This is a genomic window from Kordiimonas sp., assembly GCF_965216265.1.
Classification (GTDB): Bacteria; Pseudomonadota; Alphaproteobacteria; order Sphingomonadales; family Kordiimonadaceae; genus Kordiimonas.
The window spans coordinates 3,570,323-3,587,685 of the sequence record NZ_OZ244153.1 but is presented as its reverse complement, the minus strand read 5'-3'; the positions used below and the strand labels follow the sequence as shown (position 1 = coordinate 3,587,685).

Annotated in this window: 14 protein-coding genes; 1 reads left to right on the top strand and 13 read right to left on the bottom strand. The window is 56.5% G+C overall.

What is annotated here, in order from left to right:
* Positions 1-66 precede the first annotated feature (66 nt).
* The 4 genes from ACOOGA_RS16430 to ACOOGA_RS16415 are packed head-to-tail and all read right to left on the bottom strand — an operon-like array spanning position 67 to position 2,386.
* Positions 67-999: a hypothetical protein gene (locus ACOOGA_RS16430; RefSeq protein WP_417461233.1), complete on the bottom strand. Its 933-nt coding sequence runs from the start codon at positions 997-999 to the stop codon at positions 67-69.
* The gene (locus tag ACOOGA_RS16425; protein WP_417461234.1) at positions 996-1,871 is read right to left on the bottom strand and encodes an ABC transporter ATP-binding protein; all 876 of its coding nucleotides are present in this window, start codon (positions 1,869-1,871) and stop codon (positions 996-998) included. Before ACOOGA_RS16425 ends, ACOOGA_RS16430 begins: the two co-directional genes overlap by 4 nt.
* A gap of 11 nt (positions 1,872-1,882) precedes the next feature.
* On the bottom strand, positions 1,883-2,242 hold the full coding sequence (locus tag ACOOGA_RS16420) for a GntR family transcriptional regulator (RefSeq protein ID WP_417461235.1): 360 nt from the start codon (positions 2,240-2,242) through the stop codon (positions 1,883-1,885).
* 12 nt (positions 2,243-2,254) lie between these two features.
* A complete protein-coding gene (locus tag ACOOGA_RS16415; protein WP_417461236.1) occupies positions 2,255-2,386 on the bottom strand; it encodes a hypothetical protein in 132 nt (43 codons plus the stop codon).
* Between ACOOGA_RS16415 and ACOOGA_RS16410 the strand changes: the two genes are divergently transcribed.
* The gene (locus ACOOGA_RS16410) at positions 2,371-2,784 is read left to right on the top strand and encodes a hypothetical protein (protein WP_417461237.1); all 414 of its coding nucleotides are present in this window, start codon (positions 2,371-2,373) and stop codon (positions 2,782-2,784) included. The genes ACOOGA_RS16415 and ACOOGA_RS16410 overlap by 16 nt on opposite strands.
* Positions 2,785-2,951: 167 nt before the next feature.
* Here the strand turns inward: ACOOGA_RS16410 and ACOOGA_RS16405 are convergent, their stop codons facing one another.
* From ACOOGA_RS16405 to ACOOGA_RS16365, 9 genes are all read right to left on the bottom strand, one after another.
* Positions 2,952-4,067, bottom strand: coding sequence for a carbohydrate porin (locus tag ACOOGA_RS16405; protein ID WP_417461238.1), 1,116 nt, complete (start codon positions 4,065-4,067; stop codon positions 2,952-2,954).
* Between the two features lies 1 nt (position 4,068).
* Positions 4,069-5,433: a porin gene (locus tag ACOOGA_RS16400; protein WP_417461239.1), complete on the bottom strand. Its 1,365-nt coding sequence runs from the start codon at positions 5,431-5,433 to the stop codon at positions 4,069-4,071.
* Positions 5,433-6,914 (bottom strand): NAD-dependent succinate-semialdehyde dehydrogenase, encoded by a 1,482-nt coding sequence (locus tag ACOOGA_RS16395; RefSeq protein WP_417461240.1) that lies wholly within the window; start codon positions 6,912-6,914, stop codon positions 5,433-5,435. Before ACOOGA_RS16395 ends, ACOOGA_RS16400 begins: the two co-directional genes overlap by 1 nt.
* A complete protein-coding gene (locus ACOOGA_RS16390) occupies positions 6,914-8,287 on the bottom strand; it encodes an aspartate aminotransferase family protein (protein WP_417461241.1) in 1,374 nt (457 codons plus the stop codon). The genes ACOOGA_RS16395 and ACOOGA_RS16390 overlap by 1 nt, the downstream gene beginning before the upstream one ends.
* A gap of 239 nt (positions 8,288-8,526) precedes the next feature.
* Positions 8,527-9,243, bottom strand: a complete 717-nt coding sequence (locus ACOOGA_RS16385; protein ID WP_420429042.1) for an FMN-binding negative transcriptional regulator — start codon at positions 9,241-9,243, stop codon at positions 8,527-8,529.
* 114 nt (positions 9,244-9,357) lie between these two features.
* Positions 9,358-12,603, bottom strand: a complete 3,246-nt coding sequence (locus ACOOGA_RS16380; protein ID WP_420429040.1) for an amidohydrolase family protein — start codon at positions 12,601-12,603, stop codon at positions 9,358-9,360.
* Complete coding sequence (locus ACOOGA_RS16375) at positions 12,600-15,860, bottom strand: amidohydrolase family protein (protein WP_420429038.1); 3,261 nt, start codon at positions 15,858-15,860, stop codon at positions 12,600-12,602. The genes ACOOGA_RS16380 and ACOOGA_RS16375 overlap by 4 nt, the downstream gene beginning before the upstream one ends.
* A 62-nt stretch (positions 15,861-15,922) precedes the next feature.
* A complete protein-coding gene (locus ACOOGA_RS16370; RefSeq protein ID WP_420429036.1) occupies positions 15,923-16,279 on the bottom strand; it encodes a hypothetical protein in 357 nt (118 codons plus the stop codon).
* Positions 16,276-17,337, bottom strand: a complete 1,062-nt coding sequence (locus ACOOGA_RS16365; protein ID WP_420429034.1) for a PepSY-associated TM helix domain-containing protein — start codon at positions 17,335-17,337, stop codon at positions 16,276-16,278. Before ACOOGA_RS16365 ends, ACOOGA_RS16370 begins: the two co-directional genes overlap by 4 nt.
* Between the last annotated feature and the right edge of the window lie 26 nt (positions 17,338-17,363).

Below are 17,363 nucleotides of genomic sequence, written 5' to 3'. Positions count from 1 at the left end.
CTGCCAAAGCAAAAAAACGGGCCGCCAAAATGGCAGCCCGTGCTTTTCTTTTATAGCGCTCGTTGCTTAGAAAGCGCGCTTGCGAAGCTCTACCGCTCCGAAGAGCAACCCGCCTGCAATCACCAGACCGAGCCAGAAGGCAGGACTCGTGAGGCTATAGCTTATGCTGTGCCACTGCATACCGTTCATAACTGCCATCAACACATCACGCGGGCCATCGAAATTGTCTGACACTTGCGCGAACGCACCGTCCTGCCAACCACCCAGGTGGATAGCAAACCAGCGACCGATCATATGGGTATCCAGGAACAATTCCTCAACAATGATCGCAACAAATGGTGTCAGGATCGCCCAGAGGAAAGGCATGCGGGATGCATAAGCCGAAACCAGCAGTACCCAGGCCAGAACCGGCAGCGCCCACAAAGCCCACATCAGATAGTGGGAGATCACCGTAAACCAGCTGGTGATCATCAGGCCAAGCGGCCACAGGTCAAGCACGGGGCCGCCCTGGAAGACCATCAAAATGCTCAGGAACACAGCAATGATCAACTGCGCGGCAATCGCAACCCCGAGAAAGGCCAGGGGCGCGATCACGATGGGAGCAAAAAACTTGGCCAGAACCTCAGCCCAGTCAGAAACCGGCATGGATTTCCAGAACAGGATCGAACGGTCACGACGCTCTTCATAAAGTGCGCCCAGAAGCGAGAAGAAGATCACGAACGGCAGCGCAATCCACGCCAGCATGCTCATGGCCCAGTAACCGATCGTCACGGCCGCAGGGAACTCTTCCGGCTCACGTGTCGCCGCCTTGTTCATGGCATCAGCCAAATTCTCGATACCTTCATGCTCCATGCCATCAAAATACAGCATGTTGCCGAAACCAAGGCTCGATAGGATAACAAGCGCCACAGTCAGGCCTGCCAGAATAACCGGCACCCGGATATACCCGTTTTTGCCGTCCAGTACCTCGCGTTTAACAAGGGCTACAAAGGTATTCATTGCCCCTCTCCTGTCATTGTCGCCACGAAGATATCAGCCAGGCCCAGGCGGCGCGTTTCGCCCAGTTTTGCCAGCTTCTCGCGGTCAATATTTTTATAGACGCACGTTGCTTTACCGAAGGTCGATCCTTTTGTGATCGGCCCAAGTGCCATGGCTTCTTCTTCCTTGCCGGGCGCGACCATTACCTCGATAAACTGCTGGGTAAGTTCGTCCATATCGGCTTCAAGAACAATTTCACCATCCTTGATGAACATCACGTCAGAGAGGATATGCTCCACCTCTTCCACCTGGTGGGTGGTGATGATAACCGTGCGGTCTTCATCAAAATATTCTTCAAGAAGGCTTTGATAAAACTGTTTACGGAAGATGATATCAAGGCCAAGGGTTGGCTCATCCAGCACCAGCAGCTTGGCGTCGATCGCCATAACAACAGCCAGGTGCAACTGCACTGTCATACCTTTTGAAAGCGCGCGAACCTTGCGCTCCAGCGGCACTTTGGTGCGGGAGAGGAAATTCATCGCCTTTTCGCGGTTAAACCGCGGATGTACGGCTTCAACGAAGTCCAGCACTTCCACAACCTTCATCCATTTCGGCAGCGTTGCGACATCTGCAATAAAACAAACGTCTTTCATCAGCGCGTCCCGATCCTTTGAGGGATCAAGCCCGAGAACTTTCAGGTCCCCATCATAAGATGAAAGGCCAAGAACCGCGTTGAGCATGGTGGTTTTACCGGCGCCGTTTGCACCAATAACGCCCACAATGCGGCCAAGCGGGATGGAAAATGTTGCGCCCTTGAGGGCATGAAAATTGCCGAAGCTTTTGGCAAGACCCTTGGCTTCAACGACGAGATTGTTGTTTTTCTCTTGTGTCATATCTGCCTCCCTTAATGGTTCTTGCTGCTTTTCAGCAGTTCTTCAGTGTTGAGCCCAAGGCGGCGGATTGTTTCCAGCACGCGGGGCCATTCTTCGTTTAGAAAGCGATCACGCTCGGCTTCTGTGAGCCGATCCCGTGCGCCATCGACCACGAACATACCAAGCCCGCGTCGTTTTTCTACCAAACCGTCCATTACCAGCTCCTGATAGGCTTTTGAGGCAGTGATTGGATTTATTTGCAAATCCACAGCTACGTTACGTACCGACGGAAGGGCTTCACCCTCGCGGAGAGAGCCTTCCATAATGGCCGTAACTACCTTGTCCTTCAGTTGCCGGTAGATCGGCTGGTCATCCGTCCAATCCGGCGTCATATGCTCTTCCCCTTAAACAAAAGCTGCAGTTGATGTTGCTGCGGCCCGGCCTGCACCGAGAGGCGCCATACGGCTCGCTTCGCGGGCAAGCCTGCGAATGCGACGATGGGACCGTTTTGCATGATGATATGACCGTTTTGACATTGTTATCTCCTCGCTTCTTTTTATTGGGCTTTTGTTTTGTTTGGGCTGCCGGGTTATCCCGGCTTATCGCCATGTTTGTGCTGTCGTTTGTTTTTTATAAAGCGTTGGCTTTTGCCTTATTCGCTTTGTTACTCTGGTCCTCGCTTGAGAGCCCTGGGGGCCGGTCGGCTTTTGCCATTATTATCCGGCCCCCTGCTCTCTTCCTCGCTGTCGTGACGGGTCTCTCGCGGTATTATTTTTATCTCGCTCTCGTCACTCGGGCCGGTATTTTTACCGTGTCCCGTCACCGGCTGTTTCCTCGCTGTGCCCTCTTCACTTATTCCGCCGTGCTTGGGTGGCGCTTTGTGTCTGTTTGGGCGTTTTATCGTGCCGGTGTATTAGTTATGTATAACACCTAATCGCCGTTGACAAGCCTGATGATGATAAAAATCATAAAAAATAAGTTAAGGTACTGTTTTTAAATGATTTATTTTCTAGCGCCAAAAACCGCATTTTTGTACGGGGGTGTTATATGTAGGCAAAACACCGCATCGAATCGGCAGAATCCGCCTACATCACCTCAGTTTCAGTTTATCTCAGCCGTCGCTCTTAAGCCAATGGCGAGCACGTTTTGGGAGCCTTCCAGCGGGTTGATGATATACTGGATATCAGGCTGGAAAGAGAGCCAGTTGGTGAGGTCAGCCCTGTAGGTGAGCTCAAGCGCCACCTCGCGGCTGTTGGCTGTGGGGTTGCCTTGCTGGTAACCCTCTGACAATTCCGCCCATGCGACGGCAAAGCCAAGCTGGTCAGCCTCCTGCCAGATGCCCGTGTGGTTGATGCCACCACCAAAGAAGCGGCTGAAGGTGTTAAAGCGCCCTGCTGCCTGGCCAAGCCTTGCAAACACGGTTGTGTCGTCTGTCGCAGCCCACTCCCCGCGGATATAGGTGCCCGCGTTACCGCCATCTGTGCTGCCGTCATGAGCGTCAAAGTCAGCGCTGTAGCGCCAGTGACCAAGGAGGAACTTGGCATCACCTGTGCGGTATTCCAGCTCTCCGATCATCAGGGCACCTTCACCACCCCCAAGCTTGATGGTGGTACGCTTTGGGTGGTCCACATCTCCCGGTACAGCATCCAGCACAGCAAAACGCGCGGTGATGTCATCATGGATATCCACACTAAGCCGAGCGGCGAGTGAGGTGATGGGGAAGATCGACGGGCCATTCTGGCCGGTTTGGCTGATGTCTGTGCCAATGCCGTGGGCGCTGGCGATAAACAGGCCTGCGCTATCCAGCGCATCAAACTCCGAATTGAGATCATAAAGCCCGAGCTTGATACTGCCCCGCCCCTTCAGGAAAGGTTGCTCGACCCAGGCTTCATACAGCCGGGCTGCCCGCACCGGTGTCTCGATATTGCTGATCACCTGGGCATCACCTGCGAGCTCTGACGAGAAGCCGGTACCATTATTATAAAGACCATAGAGGAAAACGCTGGGGCCGTCCTCGCCCAAAGGTTGCCAGCCGAGCGTGAGATCAAGGTTATCAAGGTAGCGGCTGTCATGCACCTCCCCGCGCGCGATGGTCCAGTAATCCGCCGTATAAGCCGCACCGATATCAAACCGGGGCTTGTCGTCGGCCATCACACCTTCACAAAAGGCTGCAGCGCTGGCCGCCAGCCCGGATAGAGTATTGCGAGATATCATCATCTTACCACCGTACCTGCGCACGCATGCCATACGCCTGGCCTTTGGCTGTGATGATGCCGCCACTGGCTTTGGCACCGAAGTCAACCGCGTTGATCATCAGCCGCACAGCGTCTGTCATATACCAGTTGAGGCCGAGTGTGAGTGTATCCCCCACTGTGCCAGTGCCGCCGTCACGCACATCAAGGTGGCTGAAGCGCAGCGCCAGCTCAACCGCACCAAAACCGCCCTCGCCCATGGCCCGGTGAGGCTTCAGCCTGCCAAAGGCACCTTTACCGCCTGAGTAAGGCTTGCTCTCGCCTGTCAGCATATAGCTGGCCTGAAGGGTGGTGCCCCAGAAGTTGTGGTCACCTGTACTGGCACTTGTCTGCATGCGGGATATCTCGCCCTGCAGGGTGAGCGGCCCATAGCTGGTAGCCACCTCCCCACCCAGATAGCTGTAGTGCGAGGCTGCAACCGTGCCACTGTCATAGGGCTTGAAGCTGTCGTTCCTGATCTCGGGCCTGTCCGAGAAGCTGACCAACTCATCATCCTCATGGCGCACATAAGCAGACACGCCCACATGCAGCAGGCGGCCTTCCGCCATAACCGGCGCATAAGTGGCACGTCCCGCCAAAGACCAGCCGTCCTTGTCCGCATCACCCGAGTTGGGGCTTGAGAGCATCACACCATATTGCACAGACCAGTTAGGCCCGCTGGTGAGCGCAGACAGGCCCATCTTGCCGCCAGCGCCCACTTCAAAAGCATTGGAGACCATGCTGCGCTCCATGAAGCTCACATCAAGGTCACTGGTTGCGGAATCAAGCGAATGATAAATCTTGTGAAAGCCGATGGTGATATCGGTGCCTTCTATCCCGCTGTAGCGCAGGTAGGTATCATCAAGCTTGGCTTTGTCACCGCCTGCGAAATCTGCCTCAATCTGATACTTGAAGCTCCCCGGCAGCGTGCCCTGCACCCCAAGCCGCGCGCGGCGGAAACCGGCACCGTCATCATAGGCGCGGCCATCGCGGCTATGGTATGCCACAGTGTCCGCCTCAATACGACCTCGGGGCTTGATGGAAAAACCAGAGGGTTCACCCACAGACGCAGGAACAGGGGCAAGCGCTTCATCCGCGACCGGAGCGGGCGCCAGAGCAGGAGTGGCCCGCTCGGATATGCGGCCAGATGCACGGTCTGTCACCAAAACCGGTGCAGGCGCCCCTTCATCAGCCTCAAGCGCCACGAGCCGCACCTTCAACGCCGCAATCTCCGCAGCCTGAGCACGCACCAATGCCAGAACCTCTGATAAGGCTGGGCCGTCATCAGCACGTGCGGGGGCGGGGCCAGCAGCGACCAGTGCGGAAGCGATAACCAGCGACCTCACCACCATCAGGCAAGCCCCGCCATGCTGATGTATTTGATCTCAACAAAATCATCGAGACCGTATTTTGAACCTTCACGCCCGATACCGGATTGTTTGACCCCGCCAAAGGGGGCAGCCTCGCTTGAGAAGGTGCCGTCATTGATGCCAACCATGCCGTATTCAAGCGCTTCGGATACGCGCCAGATGCGGCCCATATCGCGGGTATAAACATAGGCCGCAAGGCCGTATGGTGTATCATTCGCCATGATGATGGCATCGCCTTCTTCCTCAAACGGGTAGATAGCAGCCACAGGGCCAAAAATCTCATTCTGGCTGATGGTCATATCGGGCGTTACCCCTGTGAGCACAGTGGGTTCATAAAAATTTTCCCCCATCACGCCCGGCTTGCCGCCCAGCACAATGGTGGCACCACTTGCACACGCGCCGCGCACGAGACCGTCCACCTTGGCAACCGCGCCGGGGTTGATAAGCGGGCCAACGGTCGTGCCGTCTTCTGCCCCATTGCCCATCTTGAGCCTTGAGACAGCTTCAGCCAGCTTGAAGGCAAATTCTTCCCGCACCCCGGCTTGCACATAAAAGCGGTTGGCGCTGATACAGGTTTGCCCTGCATTGCGGTATTTCGCCATCATGGCACCCGCCACGGCTGCATCAATATCCGCATCATCAAACACGATGAAAGGCGCGTTGCCGCCCAGCTCCAGCGATATTTTTTTCACCGTATCGGCGCACTGGCGCATCAACAACTTGCCCACACGGGTTGAGCCGGTGAAGGAAAGTTTGCGCACGTCGTCATGGTCAGTGAGCGCCTTGGCAACATCCGCAGGGTTCTTGCAAGTCACCACATTCACGGCCCCTTCAGGGAAGCCTGCTTCCTCGGCCAAGATCGCCAGCGCAAGGGCAGAAAGCGGTGTATCTTCTGCTGGTTTCACCACGGCAGTGCAGCCCGCAGCCAGCGCGGGTGCTATCTTCCGCGTGATCATGGCGCTTGGGAAGTTCCACGGCGTGATGGCCGCCACAACACCCACAGGCTGTTTGATCACCAGCAGACGGCGGTTCTGGTCATTTGTCGGGATAATGTCACCGTATAACCGTTTGGCTTCTTCCGCGAACCACACGATATAGGATGCGCCGTGTGCAACCTCACCCCGCGCTTCCGCGAGTGGCTTGCCCATCTCAAGCGTCAGCAACTCGGCCAGTTCTTCCTGGTGGCACATGATAAGCCCATGCCACGCCATCAGGGTTGCGGCCCGTTCCTTCGCTGTTTTTTGGGACCAGATAGCCATGGCCGCTTTCGCGCCCGCAACAGCGGCATTAACATCTTTCGGTCCCATCTCCGCCACATCAGCCAGATGCTCGCCCGTTGCGGGGTTGAGGACCGGGAAGCTTGCACCACTCTTGTATGCGCGGCGAAGTACCGCCTTGTGCAGTGGGGATGAAAGCGCTAGCGAACGTGCAGGCGCATGGGCACCATCAGCCGGGGCAGCCATTATGCCAGCCCCATGTCTTTAGCTGTTTGGTCAAGGCTCGCGATCAGGATATCAATCATATCGTCGATTTCGCCCTTGGTTATAATCAGCGGCGGGCTCGCTACCATGGACTGGCCAACAGCGCGCATGATAAGGCCGCGCTCAAGGCAGCGGTCACGGCAACGCACCGCCACATTTTCCGCCGCATCGAACAGCTCACCGGTTTTCTTGTCCTTCACCAACTGCACACCAGCAAGCAGACCCGCGCCGCGCACTTCACCCACCAGCTTGTGGCCAGCAACGGCCTCGTTCAGGCGTTTGCGGAAATAAGGTGCGGTCTCATCGTGCACAAGCTCAATGAGCTTATCGTCCTTGATCAGCTTGATGTTGGCCAGCGCCACAGCACAAGCCACCGGATGGCCGGAATAGGTATACCCATGCGAGAACAGACCGCCCTTTTGCAGGCCCTTCTGGATGCGGGCGCTATAAGCCACGGCGGCGATAGGCAGATAACCAGACGACAGGCCCTTGGCCATCGGCATCAGGTCAGGCTCAATGCCGTATGCCTGAGAGCCGAACCAGTGCCCCAGCCGACCAAAACCGCAAATCACCTCATCCGCCACCAGAAGTACATCATATTTTTTACAGATACGCTGAATTTCGGGCCAATAGGTGGCCGGTGGTTCAATCACACCGCCCGCGCCCTGCACAGGTTCTGCAACAAAGGCGGCAACATTCTCGGCACCCAGTTCAAGAATTTTTTCTTCAAGCGCTTGTGCCGCCTTGATACCAAAGGCTTCACGGGTCTGCCCGTTGCCATTTGCGAAATGGTGGGGGTGCATGATGTGCTCAAACCCCGGCAAAAGAGATTTGCCCATGTCGTGCATGGCCTGCATGCCGCCAAGGCTGGTGGCCGCAAGCGTGCTGCCGTGGTAGCCGAGCGTGCGGCCGATGAAAATATGCTTCTCGGGCTTGCCTTCCACTTCCCAGAAGTGGCGCACCATACGGATGATGGTGTCATTGGCTTCGGAGCCTGAGTTGGTAAAGAAGAAGTGATTGAGGTCACCCGGTGTCAGCTCCGCCAACACGCGGGAAAGCTCGATCTGCGGTGGTGTAGAGCTTTGGAAAAAGACGTTATAATACGCCAGTTCCTGCATCTGCTTGTGGGAAGCGTCGATCAGTTCCTTTCGGCCATAACCAACGTTCACGCACCACAGGCCAGCCATGCCGTCCAGTATCTTGCGGCCGTTCGAATCCCACACATAGCACCCTTCTGCGCGGGTCACCACCAGCGGGCCCTTGGTGTCAAAATACTTTGGGTCGGTAAACGGGTGCAGATGGTGGGCAACGTCCAGGTCTTGCCACTCTTTGGTATTTCGCTCAACGCTAGACATAGATTACTCCAATTCTTTTTCTTTGTTCCTGTCGCGGCTGCGGCTTATTGCGGCCTACTGGCGCCTGGCTGGATGCTTCATCCCTCACATCCCCCTGCTCTCTACTTTGCCCCTTGTGGCCACCCCTTCTGTTTTGAGGCCACGGGCATGGTGAAATGAGTAAGGAACACGACGCTTCTCGGGAAGGTGCGAAGCAAGCCATAAGCGGTGACCATCGCGCACCGTATTAAGGGAAGAGGTTAATTTGCCACCCGCTTGAGGTTGGTATTCATCAGGCTGGCGATATGCTGGGCACCTGCGTTTCCCTGCCCGGAAAGCCCTTCAATAATGCCTTCCATATCGGCTTTCGTTTTTTCCTGATTAAGCCGGGCGATGCCCTCAAGGGCGGTTACCTCAAAGTAAAACGCCTGCACCATGGGGATATAACGCATTAATTGCTCAGCAGTGAGCGCGGTCATGCACCACGGTTCAGCACCATCATGGGCACTTGTCAGCGCTTCCATATGGTCAACCGTTTTGGCCAAAATCAGCAGGGTTTCGTCCGCATCCAATATGGGCACAAAGCGTCCACGCGCCTGCACTGATACATAGCTGAAAGTGGGTGCTGTGATATTTTCTCGGAACCAGCGCGGTGAGATATAGGCACCAGGGCTGATGAACTGTGCCACAGCTTCCACGCCCGCCTTGATGGCATCTCCATAGGCATTGCGCCCGGCAATATGGCCTGCAAGCCGTGTATCATTGCCCGGCTTGGGCGCATGAATGAAGGGGGCTGAGGTCAGGTGCATCTCGCCTTCATGGGTGGCAAAAATCTGCGCCACCGGATCGGCTTTGATGTAAGCCATCAGGGCGCTCTGGTCTGAAAACTCATAATGCTCGGGCACAAAACTGTGCTTGCCCACATTATCCCATGTGTGCGCGAGCGCGGTTGTGCCGCCTGTTGCTTTTGCTGACATGATATCCCCTCACTTCAACAGAATTGAAGGTCAGTGTGACGGGGCAACCTGCCCGTGAGGAGACGCCAACCACGCGCCGCGTGGTGATGCTTATGCACCGGCTGTTCGGCGGCCCTATTGCCCCGCCCAAGCCTCGTTCCAGTCGATGCCGCGATAGTCTGGCAGCTCCCAATAGAACTTGCTGCGTGGTACTTCAGCGCTAATCACTTCATTCATGGTCACCGGGTCATAGATGCGCCCGCCAACCACGGTGTAGATCAGGCTATCTGTGTTACGGATGTCCTCGAGCGGGTTTCGCTCAAGCACAATAAGGTCGGCCAGCTTGCCTGCTTCAAGGCTACCGATCTGCGCGTCAAGCCCGAGTGTTGTAGCACCGCTCATGGTGGCAGCCCTGAGAATGCGCGAATTTGCCATACCGCCTTCGGCCATCAGCCACATCTCCCAATGAACTGCCAGCCCCTGTATTTGTGAATGCGAGCCCACGTTAATGGTGGCACCTGCGGCATCAAGTTTCGCCACCGAACGCGCGACCGACTTAAAACCCACATCCCATAGCTCATCCGCGACAGACAGGCTGGTCATGCCGCGCACATATGCGGGCGCTGAATAGGGCACACCAAGTGCGCTGTAGCTGCTGGTAACCGCAGGCACATAAGCCTGAATGCGGGCGTCTTCCCACGGACGTGTTTGGGCATAGAGGAAGTTTTCACCCATAAATTCACCAAAGGTGGCGATAATGGTGGGCGTATTTGGGGTATCGCCCGCCGCCATCAGTTGGGTGATATCATCATAAAGGGTTGCCACCGGGAAGTTGTGCTCAAGCGCCGTGTGGCCATCAATCACCGCACTGATGTTGTTATAGAAATGGCTCTCGCCTTCTATGTCCACCATCACCCCGGCGTCATGGCCCGCGCGCACAAGCATCTGCCGCTGTGACCGCATAGGCTGGCGATAGCTTTTGATAATGGTGCCGCCAAGCGCACGCTTGCGCGCCATCAGGGCGTTTGCATCCCCGAGACTGAAAATAGGTTCATACACCGGGTCGCCCTTGCCCGCCCTGCCATACACAACACCGCCAACACTGATGGTGCGCGGGCCGACCATTTTGCCAGCCGCCTGCATTTCGCTCATGGCGTAGCTGGGCAACTCGGTCGCGTAAGGGTCATAGTTGGTGGTGGCCCCAAAGGCGAGAGAGGCATAATGGCTGGGCTGTTTTTCAGGCATCAAGCCCACAGAGCTATAATAACAATCCTCCAGATGGCCATGCATGTTCACAAAGCCCGGCATCAGCGTTTTGCCGGATACATCAACCACTTTCGCCGCAGCAGGCACGGCAATATCAGCGCCCACAGCCTTGATGCGGTCACCTTCCACAAGCACCGTGCCGCGCTCGATCACCTCATCACCGCGCATGGTGAGGATACGCCCACCGGTAAAGGCAATCATGCCTTTTGGTTTTTGTGCTGGTGCCTCAGCCACCAACGTGGCCTGTACCGAAGCGGCACCACCGCCAACATCAGCGCTATAAAGACTTTGGCCCAGCACCCAGTGAAGGCTTTTTGAATCCGCCGTCCAGGTGATGTCATAGCCGCTGAGGCTGGTAAGCTTACGTGCGCCATCTACTGAAGATGACACCACGGCAGGCGTGCCTGTTTCCATATAGGGCATGACGTAATACTGGCGGTTTTCCTTGAAGGCGATCCAGCTCAGGTCCGGGCTGATGCTGAGCTCAAGTGTATCCGAGCCATAAGCCACCGCATGCACCCGGCGTTCAAACCCCGCTGCATTCACGCTTTCGATACGGGTGATCTGGCCAGAGGCTCCCCACTCGCTGGTGGTGAAATAGATGCGACGGCCGTCAGGTGAAAACTGAGGTGCTTCCCCGGTTTTCAGCACCCGGCGGGTGTTGCCGCCTGCCAGATCCAAGGCATAGATGCCCACATCGGTGCCATAACCGCCCATACATTTGCTGCCTGCTTCAATGCGGTACAGCAATGTTTTGCCATCACGCGAGAAGGCCGGCTCACGCACCATGCCACGGGTATGCAAAAGGGTTTTTGTGCTCCCCTCCAGCGCCTGCACCTTTAGGCGGCTGCCTTCCTCGTCCCGCCAGTGAACATAGGCGATGGTTTTTCCATCCGCCGCGAAAGCAGGTTCAAACTCGAGGCCTGCATTGCTGCTCACACGGCGGGCCTTGGCCTGCCCTGCGCCCTGGCGCCAAAGCTGCCCAAGGGCATGAAACACTACGTCATCACCGCCTGCTGTCGCCGCCAATTGGCGCACAGCCTTGGCTGTTACCACATCGGGCGCAAGTTCGTGGCTAACACGCGGGGCTTTTGCCAACTGGTGTTCGGCGCTGGCGGTGAAAGGGATCACCTCAGCCGTACCCTTTTCCATATCTATTTTCTGGATTTTACCGCCCGCCCAAATGGCTACGTGTCGCCCGTCGGGGAACCAGCCATATTGCGGATAGAAAGTGCCCTGCGCGATAAATTCGGCCTGCAGGTCACGATCAAGACCGTCAAATACAGGCGTTTGCTCATTTGTTTCAGTATCGAAACGAAAGAGCACAGTTTTGTCCTTCACCCGGCGCACAAAGGCGATCGTGCGATCATCAGGCGAGATTTCCGGCGTGAGCGCCCCACCAAAACCTGCGATCAGCGTGATGGTTTCACCGGTTTTCATATCCCGGCGGCGGATACCATAGTTGGCGTGGTTAGCATCTACATGCACGTAAGACGCATAAGGTTCGCCTACCTGTTCGGTATAATAGAGGTAGCGCCCATCCGGCGAAAACTGCGCTTCCTGCACATTCTGGCGCGGGCCGGGGGACGACACCAGTTCAACACCCGTACCACCGCCTGCATGAAAAAGCCTGAGCGACGCGGTATGGATATTTTCAAACAATGCCGAGTGCTGGGTAGCGATAACATAGTCCCCACCCGGCCCCCATGCGGGACCTGAGAGCACATCAACCCCTTCAAAGGTAAGCTGTTTTTCGTGGCCACCATCAAGCCCGATCGTCCACAGGTTATCGCTGCCGTTTCTGTCGCTGAGGATCAGGATGCGGCGGCCATTTGGGCTGAAACGCGGCATGCGTTCAAGCGCTGGCCCGGCGGATATCAGCCTCGCAACCCCGCCGCTTGCGGGCATGATGTATATATCACCAAGCAAATCAAAGGCGATGGTGCTGCCGTCCGGGCTGACGTCCACGCTCATCCATGTGCCTTCATCCGTGGTGATAGTGTGCGCATTGTGGGGCACGCCTGTGGCGGTGATATCCCACCCCTCGCCCCACGTGCTCGTTGTTGCAAACAATGCCGTCACAAGCGGGAGAATAAAGCGCTTTATCATCATCATTGCCCCGCCCAAGCTTCGTTCCAGTCGATGCCGTGATAGTCCGGCAGCTCCCAGTAGAACTTACTACGCGGGCGGTCATAATTGCCAATTTCGTTCATGCTCAAGCTGTCATACAGCCTGCCGCCAATCATGGTGAAGCGCACAGTGTTGGTGTTTTTGATGTCTTCGAGCGGGTTGTCGTCCAGCACAATGATATCGGCCAGTTTGCCCACCTCAAGCGAGCCAATCTTGTCCTCGGCCCCCAAGGTTTTGGCACCGTTGAGTGTGGCGGTGCGCAAGATGCGGTGATTGTCCATCCCGCCTTCCGCCATGGACCACATCTCCCAATGGAGCGCGAGGCCATACACCTGCCCGTGTGAACCTGCATTGATGGTCACACCCGCGTCATCCAGCTTTTTGGTTGACCGGCTCACGGCACGAAAACCGATATCATAAATCTCGTCTGCCGCATGCAGGCTGGTCATGTTGCGCACATGCACCGGCGCGCTATAGGGCGTTGCTGTGGGGCTATAGCCGCTTGTGCTTTCCTGCACATAAGCCATGACCTTTGGGTCTTCCCACGCGCGGGTGGTCTGGTAGAGGTAGTTCTCCCCCATAATTTCCCCGAACGTTACGTTCAGGGTTGGGGTGTTCGCCGCCTCCCCGTGCGCCATAAGCTGGATGATGTCATCATAGTAAGTGGCAACGGGAATGTTGTGCTCAAGCGCCATATGGCCGTCCAGAAGCTGGCTGATGTTATAGTAGAAATGGCTTTCGCCTTCCGCATCCACCATCACGCCCGCGTCGCGCCCGGCTTTTACAAGCTGCTGCCGCGCCTTCCTAAACGGCTGTTTGTAGCTCTTGATGATACGGCCACCCAGCGCCCGTTTGCGCGCCATTGTGTCTGCCGCGTCCTCAAGGCTGCCGATGGGCACATAGGTGTTGTCACCTTTGCCTGGCCTGCCGTAAATCACCCGCCCGGTGGTGACGGAGCGTGGCCCCACAAGCACACCCGCCTGCTGCATTTCTGTTGCTGCATAAGACGGTAGTTCAGAGGTATAGGGATCATAGTTGGTGGTAACGCCAAAAGCCGCCGCCGCATAATGGCTTGAATGCTTTTGCGGCATCAGCCCGCCATAATAACAACAGTCAATATGGCCATGCATATCCACAAGGCCCGGCATCACGGTTTTGCCAGTGGTATCTACAACATAAGCGCCTGCTGGAACATCAAGCTCGCCCACCGCGCCAACGGCTTTGATTGTACCGCCGTCCACCAGCACGGTGCCAGCTTCCAGCACCTCCTCACCCTTCATGGTGATCACCCGGCCACCGGTGAAAGCGACCATGCCTTCCGGCTTATCGGCTTTCACATCAAGGCCAAGGCTCTCGAAAGCCTCCGGCATGCCATCACCCGTTGGTGCAGCACTAAAGATTGCGTCCCCCAGCGTCCAGTAGAGGCTGCTAGAGTCTGCGCTCCAGCTGATGTTATAGCCGCTGGTTTTGCTAAGCCTGCGTACTGGCACCGCTGCGCCCGTTGCACGAACATCCAGCGGTTGGCCTGTCTCCAGATACGGCATCACATAATATTGCTGGTTTTCCTTGAAGGCGAGCCAGCGCTGGTCGGGGCTTAGAGTCAGCTCAAACCGGTCTGCCGTGCTGGCGCGGGCGTGTTCGCGCTTATCAAACCCGCCTGTGGTAACGCTATAAAGCACGCTGTCATATCCGTCGCTGCCGGTGAAATACACACGGCTGTCATCGGGAGAGAAACGAGCGTCAGTGCCGCCGTCCCCAATGCGCTCGGGCGTCGCATCCGCTTTTGTGTCCACAGTATAAAGCCCGGGCCGGGTGCGGTATCCGCCAAGGCCCTTGTTGCCGCCATCGGTGGTAAATACAAGGCGTTTGCCATCGCTTGAGAAAGCAGGCGCACGCATCACACCCCGGCTGGATGCCACGGTTTTAACGCCCTTACCGTTCGCCCTCATCACCTTGAGCGTGCTGCCCTTCTCATCATCCCATGTGATGTAGGCGATATGCTTGCCGTCTGATGACCAGGAGGGTTCAAACTCAAAAGCTGTGCCCTTGGTCAGCCGGACAGGTGCACCATCCGGCAGGCGCTTTTTATAAAGATAACCCAGCGCATGAAACACTGCATATTTGCCGTCTGGTGATACCTTCAGCGACTGGGCGCTGCGCACGGTTACGCTGTCAGGTTCAAAGTCAGGCGCGAAACGCGGGGATTGGGTAATGCGGTGTTTAGAGTGTGCCTTGAACGGAATCCCGCTCGCTTTACCGGTTTCAATATTCACGCGGTAGAGCTTGCCTTTGCCCCAGATGGCAACGCTTTTCTCATCAGGAAACCAGCCAAATTTGGGGAAATATACCCCTTGCAGATAAAAATCTGCCTGTTGGTCACGGTCCAGATTGTCATACACAGGGCGCTGCGTGCCGGTTTCCCGATCATAGGTAAACAGCACGGTTTTGTCCTTCACCCGGCGCACAAAGGCGATATAGCGCCCGCTTGGCGAAACCTGCGGTGCGAGCGCACCACCAAAGCCCGCAACAAGCTGTTCAGTTTCCCCGCTTTTCAGGTCGCGCTGCATCACACCATAGTTGATATGGTTGGCATCCACATAGATGTGATGGTCTTTAAGCCGCTGGGTATAATAGAGGTATTTGCCGTCGCGGGAGAACTCCGGCTCCTGCACATCACGGCCATTGGCAGGTGTTTCCACCACCACGCGCCCTTGCCCGCCACTTATATGATACATGCGCAGTGTTGAGCTTTTCTGGTCTGAGTATCCGCCACCCACAATGGCCGCGATGATATAGTTGCCGTCTGCGCTCCATGCCGGGTTGGCCACAAGGTTCGTGGTCTCAGTCGTCACCGCGCGGGCACCGGTGCCGTCCATGCCCACCATCCACACGTTATCCGCACCATTCGCGTCGCTGATATAAAGGATTTTACTGCCATCCGGGCTGAAGCTCGGCGTCCGGTCGATGGCAGGGCCAGAGGTCAGCGGTACTGCCTCACCCCCATGCACAGGCAACAGGTACAAATCGCCCAAGAGGTCAAACACAATGGTTTTGCCGTCAGGGCTGACATCAAGGCTCATCCATGTGCCTTCATCGAGGGTAAATTCTGCCTCGATATAGGGTTGCCCGGTGTCAGCAATGTCCCAGTCATCTGCCGCGAGGGCTGGACCGGTCATACAAACAAGCGCTACACCTGCAAGTAAGCTGCGTGTTTTGGAACGCGCGGAAAAAAGGCCTGTCATCCTCATACTCCCCAACAATGAATTTATATGGTGTTCGCCTGTGTGTCCGTCAGGCTCCCCGTTCAGTCTTTGAAGTGGACCGTTACCTGCATCAACCGGCATAGATCACCAATCTTGTCCGTGTCTTCCGCCTTCATGGTAACACGCTGTCCCCCTTCTGCCGTGCGTATCACCAGATCATAAAGCACGCGGTTGCCTGCGCTAAACGCAAGCCCGCCTGCGGCGGCAACTGCACAGTCACCCCCTAGCCAATCTGTTTTGTCTATCCCCACCCATACGATATCTTCAAACTCCGGGTGCTTGCTGTCTTTCGCCACCGCGGCAACACCGGTGATGCGCACATCCGAGGCCCAGAACTGCTCGGCTTGCGCTGGCGCAGAGGCCAGAACGAGTAGCGCGGCGGCCAGATATTTCATCATCGCCTCAACCACCACAGTCGCACACCAAATACCATCATCACCAGCAGCCACAGGCCAACGGCAAATGATATGAGCCTGCCAAAGATGGCCAGATATTCACCGCTGTGGATAGCGTAAAAGCTGTTCACAAACCGGTGGGAAGCTGGCAGCGTGAGCGCGTCCTGATGTGCGATAACCCCGCCGTCCAGCGCGCTGACAAATACAATGGTTTTGCCGTAGAGGCGGCGCAACTCACCCGGCTGCGTGAGCCTGATTTTATAATAGGGTTTTGCGGGTGTCGCGAGGGTAAACACGGCCACCTGCCCTTCCGGGTACAAGCCTTTGGCCACATCAACCGCCTTACTTAGGCCAATTTCATCGCCTGTGAAAGTTTCAACGGCCGGGATATCCGGGCTGATATCATGGGCGCCAAGCGTGTCTGCGATCGGGCCTTCCCACGCCAGCAAAACACCTGCGCCAATACTCAGGATAGCAACCGGTGCCACAGCCAACCCCAACATACGGTGCAGCGCATAATGGCCAGCCTTGCCGCCGACTTTGCGCGGCCACCTGAACGCCGTGCGCCACTGACCCCGTTTTGGCCACGCGAGCCACAGCCCAAAACCGATATTGCTGACAAGCAGGATACCGCTAACCCCCAGGATCACAGCGCCCAGATCACCCAGCCATAATTTCTCGTGCAGCTCCAGCACCAGTTCAAAAAAACCAGCGTCCAGCACCTCCGGGTTTGAAGGCAGTTCGCGCAGCACCGTGCCGTCGCCCGCCATGCGGAAGGCGCGGTAATCACCGCTCTCTTCCACTAGGTAAACATCGAAGCTGTTGAAGCGTGCATCAAACGCATAGACAAACGGGATACGGCTGCCGGGCCGTTCCGCTATCAGGCCGTGCATACTGTTTTCCAGAAGCGCAAAATTGGCGGGCGTATCAGCAGACGGATGCGCTACATCGTCAAGATTTCGTTGAAACACCAGCAACAAACCCGAACACAGTTGAACAAGCCAGAACAGGGCCACTGTCAGGCTCAGGTAGCGGTGAATATTTCGGATTGTTTTTGTCATGACCTCACCCGGAGAACGCTGAAAGA

Excerpts from the sequence above, each read along its gene's own strand:
- ACOOGA_RS16430 (WP_417461233.1), bottom strand. The coding sequence starts at position 999 with ATGAATACCTTTGTAGCCCTTGTTAAACGCGAGGTACTGGACGGCAAA.
- ACOOGA_RS16425 (WP_417461234.1), bottom strand. The coding sequence starts at position 1,871 with ATGACACAAGAGAAAAACAACAATCTCGTCGTTGAAGCCAAGGGTCTT.
- ACOOGA_RS16420 (WP_417461235.1), bottom strand. The coding sequence starts at position 2,242 with ATGACGCCGGATTGGACGGATGACCAGCCGATCTACCGGCAACTGAAG.
- ACOOGA_RS16410 (WP_417461237.1), top strand. The coding sequence starts at position 2,371 with ATGACCGTTTTGACATTGTTATCTCCTCGCTTCTTTTTATTGGGCTTT.
- ACOOGA_RS16415 (WP_417461236.1), bottom strand. The coding sequence starts at position 2,386 with ATGTCAAAACGGTCATATCATCATGCAAAACGGTCCCATCGTCGCATT.
- ACOOGA_RS16405 (WP_417461238.1), bottom strand. The coding sequence starts at position 4,067 with ATGATGATATCTCGCAATACTCTATCCGGGCTGGCGGCCAGCGCTGCA.
- ACOOGA_RS16400 (WP_417461239.1), bottom strand. The coding sequence starts at position 5,433 with ATGGTGGTGAGGTCGCTGGTTATCGCTTCCGCACTGGTCGCTGCTGGC.
- ACOOGA_RS16395 (WP_417461240.1), bottom strand. The coding sequence starts at position 6,914 with ATGGCTGCCCCGGCTGATGGTGCCCATGCGCCTGCACGTTCGCTAGCG.
- ACOOGA_RS16390 (WP_417461241.1), bottom strand. The coding sequence starts at position 8,287 with ATGTCTAGCGTTGAGCGAAATACCAAAGAGTGGCAAGACCTGGACGTT.
- ACOOGA_RS16385 (WP_420429042.1), bottom strand. The coding sequence starts at position 9,243 with ATGTCAGCAAAAGCAACAGGCGGCACAACCGCGCTCGCGCACACATGG.
- ACOOGA_RS16380 (WP_420429040.1), bottom strand. The coding sequence starts at position 12,603 with ATGATGATGATAAAGCGCTTTATTCTCCCGCTTGTGACGGCATTGTTT.
- ACOOGA_RS16375 (WP_420429038.1), bottom strand. The coding sequence starts at position 15,860 with ATGACAGGCCTTTTTTCCGCGCGTTCCAAAACACGCAGCTTACTTGCA.
- ACOOGA_RS16370 (WP_420429036.1), bottom strand. The coding sequence starts at position 16,279 with ATGATGAAATATCTGGCCGCCGCGCTACTCGTTCTGGCCTCTGCGCCA.
- ACOOGA_RS16365 (WP_420429034.1), bottom strand. The coding sequence starts at position 17,337 with ATGACAAAAACAATCCGAAATATTCACCGCTACCTGAGCCTGACAGTG.